This window comes from Bradyrhizobium sp. 23 (genome assembly GCF_023073295.1).
GTDB lineage: Bacteria > Pseudomonadota > Alphaproteobacteria > Rhizobiales > Xanthobacteraceae > Bradyrhizobium > Bradyrhizobium canariense_D.
Genome location: NZ_JADPJF010000160.1, coordinates 56,520 through 59,699, shown reverse-complemented (window position 1 = coordinate 59,699; position 3,180 = coordinate 56,520). Strand labels below are relative to the sequence as shown.

Annotated in this window: 5 protein-coding genes; all 5 read left to right on the top strand. The window is 59.2% G+C overall.

From position 1 onward, the window contains the following. Positions 1–517, top strand: a 517-nt coding sequence (locus tag IVB32_RS42355) for a carbohydrate ABC transporter permease (RefSeq protein ID WP_247413201.1), incomplete at its 5' end; no start/stop codon positions are given. Beyond that, positions 514–1,455 (top strand): ribokinase, encoded by a 942-nt coding sequence (locus IVB32_RS42350; RefSeq protein WP_018457748.1) that lies wholly within the window; start codon positions 514–516, stop codon positions 1,453–1,455. The genes IVB32_RS42355 and IVB32_RS42350, both read left to right, overlap by 4 nt. Beyond that, entirely contained in the window at positions 1,452–2,222 is a 771-nt protein-coding gene (locus tag IVB32_RS42345; protein ID WP_026233437.1) for an SDR family oxidoreductase, read from the top strand. The genes IVB32_RS42350 and IVB32_RS42345 overlap by 4 nt, the downstream gene beginning before the upstream one ends. After that, positions 2,215–3,042 carry an HAD-IIA family hydrolase gene (locus IVB32_RS42340; protein ID WP_247360775.1) on the top strand — a complete coding sequence of 276 codons (828 nt, stop codon included), beginning with the start codon at positions 2,215–2,217 and terminating at the stop codon, positions 3,040–3,042. Before IVB32_RS42345 ends, IVB32_RS42340 begins: the two co-directional genes overlap by 8 nt. Next, a partial coding sequence (locus IVB32_RS42335) for an ATP-binding cassette domain-containing protein (protein WP_247413219.1) occupies positions 3,042–3,180 on the top strand: 139 nt, incomplete at its 3' end. The genes IVB32_RS42340 and IVB32_RS42335, both read left to right, overlap by 1 nt.

The window sequence follows — 3,180 nt, the reverse complement described above, 5'->3', positions numbered from 1 at the left end:
CAAAGAAGACATTGCCTTCTTCATTCTGGGCTTCCGCTTTGCCCCGGTCCTACTGGTCGTCATCCCCCTGTTCAGCGTTTTCCAGACGATTGGCCTGTATGACACCTATATCGGCATGATCTGGGTCTACCAGGTCGTCACACTGCCGATGATCGTTTGGCTGAGCCGCTCCTATATCGAAGATATCCCAAAGGACATCGAAGAGGCGGCTGCCATGGATGGCGCCAAGCCGGTCAGGGTCGTGTTGCACATCGTGCTGCCGCTTTTGAAGCCCGGTCTGATAGGGGCCTCTCTGCTCATCTTCCTGCTCGCGTGGCACAATTTTGCGCTCGGCCTGATCCTCTCTTCGACCAAGGCGCCGGTAACCGTCGCTCTGCTCAAGCTGCTAAACCCGGGCGTGCAATTCTATCCCGTCATGGCGGCAGGATTGGTCGTGACGATGATCATTCCCGTGATCCTGATCGTCATCGGCCAGCGCCACCTGGAGCGTGGCCTTACCTTTGGTGCTGTAAAATGAGTGCCAGGCCGTTGATGTTCTTCGGAACGACAAACCTCGATCTCTGCTTCAATGTCGAGCGGCTGCCAACGCCAGGTGAAAGCCTGATGGGAACGCTGACCCGTCACCCTGGAGGGAAAGGCGCCAATCAGGCTGTGGCCGCGGCTCGGCTTGGCTTGAGACCGCACTTTTACACGCGCCTTGGCGATGATGATGCGGGTCATTGGCTCCTGCAGTCCCTGACAGAGGCCGGCGTTTGCGCCGACGCGATCAAAATCGCGCCGGGCGAAGTCTCCGGCTCCGCTCTGGTCATGGTCGGTGACGACGGCACTAACATGATTGTCATAGATCCCGGCGCCAACCTAAACGTCACGCCGCAGATGATTGAGAACGCCGCGGAATTCATTCAGCACAATGCGATCGTGGTCGCCGAAATGGGTATGCCGGTCGGAGCGCTCAACAGGCTCTTCGAGCTGAAGCGGGACAAGGGCTTCGAGCTGATCTTCAATCCGGCGCCAGTGAGGTCCGGGCTTCCGTCGACAGCGTGGAGCTGTGTCGATTTCGTCACACCGAACCAGACAGAGGCTTTTGAGCTGACAGGTATCGAGGTCGACGACTTTGAAGGTGCCGCCCACGCTGCGTCCAAGCTTCTTGATCTCGGGCCAGGTGCCGCGCTGATCACCCTCGGGGCACAGGGCGCCTATTATGCTGATAAGACCCGCTCTTTTGCCCTGCGAGCCTTTCCCGTGAGAGCGGTCGATACTACCGCCGCAGGCGATGCCTTCAACGGAGCATTCGCCGCATCACTGGCCGAACGGCTGCCCTTGAGAGAAGCAGTTAGGAAAGCGCTGGCGGTAGCCGCGCTCTGTGTGACTAGACGCGGCGCGCAAAGCTCCATGCCGAGCGCCGAGACCGTTGACGAGTTTCTGAAATCCCAAACGATCCTGGAGTTGGAATGACCGAACAGTTCTCAGTTTCAAACAGAACGGTGCTCGTGACCGGTGCCGGGGGCGGCATCGGGTCTGCCATCGTGAATGCGTTTCGATCTGGTGGAGCGAATGTCCTTGCCACCGATGCCAACCTGGAAACTCTCAGGAGCACTCTGGCAAGCCTGCCCCATGGCAACGGCGTACTACCGATGGCGATGGATGTCGCAAGTGAGGACGATGTTAACAGGGTTCTGGACGCGGTCGCCAAGCACTTTGGCCGGCTCGATGTGCTGGTTAACAATGCGGGCGTCAAATCTGCCCAACCGCTCCTGAATGGCGATGCGGACAAAATCGAGCGGACCATCCAGATCAACTCGGTCGCGGTCCTGCGCTGCTCAAAGCTCGCGATCGAGCGCTTCATGAAGGACAAAGGGGGCCGGATCGTCAATATCGGATCCTCGCTATCGTCCCAAGGTGCAGTCTTTAACTACCAGGCGGGCGGCGCCGACTATTGTTTGTCGAAAGCAATTGTTCACGACCTCACCAAGCTGCTCGCCTATGAATGTGCCCCACACAAGATCAATGTGAATGCCATTGCGCCCGGGATCATCGATACACCGATGCATGGGCGCCCGCGCGAGGAAACCGAGGCACGTCACGGGGGCCGTATCCCGCTCGGACGGGTCGGCGTGCCGGAGGATATCGCAGGTCTTGCTGTTTTTCTTGCAAGTCCTGCAGCTTCCTACATGACCGGGCAGATCGTACACGTGAATGGCGGGATGCTGATGAATGGCTAGTGTCGCTTCTCCCCCCATTTGGCCGCCAGTGGACGGTATCATTTCGGATCTCGACGGCGTCGTCTACCGCGGCAACGCGGCTATCGTCGATTCCGTGGAGGCATTTGGACGGTGGCAGGCGGCCGGATTGCCCATCTGCTTCGTGACGAACAACTCGACGCACACGCCAGCGGATGTCGTCAGCAAACTGGCAGGCCTTGGGCTTGTTATTGCGCCGAACGACGTGGTCACCAGCGCCATCACCGCCGCCGAGCTCATCCGCGCTACATACCCGGAATTTGGGCGTATATTCGTCATCGGCGCGCCATCCCTTACGAAAGCCATGACAGACGCGGGGCTCGAGGTGACGGATCGAAAGCCCGACGCCGTGGTCATGGGGCTCGATCGACAAATTACGCATGAGAAGCTGCGGATTGCGGTCGACGCGATCCTAAATGGAGCAGCCTTTATTGGCACCAACCCCGACCTCCTGTTGCCGACGGCAGGTGGGTTCGAGCCCGGGGCAGGAGCTACGATCGCCGCCGTGGCTGCCGCCACGAAAGTGGAGCCTTTGATTGTTGGTAAGCCGGAGCCGCATATGATCGAGACTGCACTTTCCCGCCTGGGCACGGTACGCAGCGCCACCTTGATGATCGGAGACCAGATTCAGACTGATATTCAGGCTGGCAAGAGAGCAGGGCTTCCGACCGTGCTGGTCACGACCGGCGTGCCGCCCCGAGATGATCCCTCACTGGTATCGCCCGATTTCATCGTCTCCAGCCTGTCTGAGGTTGCGATAGCCCGAGCCACCATTGGAAGCCAGCGACCGAGGAGAGCGTGATGGCCGATGTCCGCCTGGAAGGTATCAATAAGGCCTATGGGACGATCCAAATCCTGCGGAATGTCGACCTGATCATTGAACATGGCGAATTCGTCGTGTTCGTTGGACCATCGGGTTCAGGCAAGTCGACACTGCTCC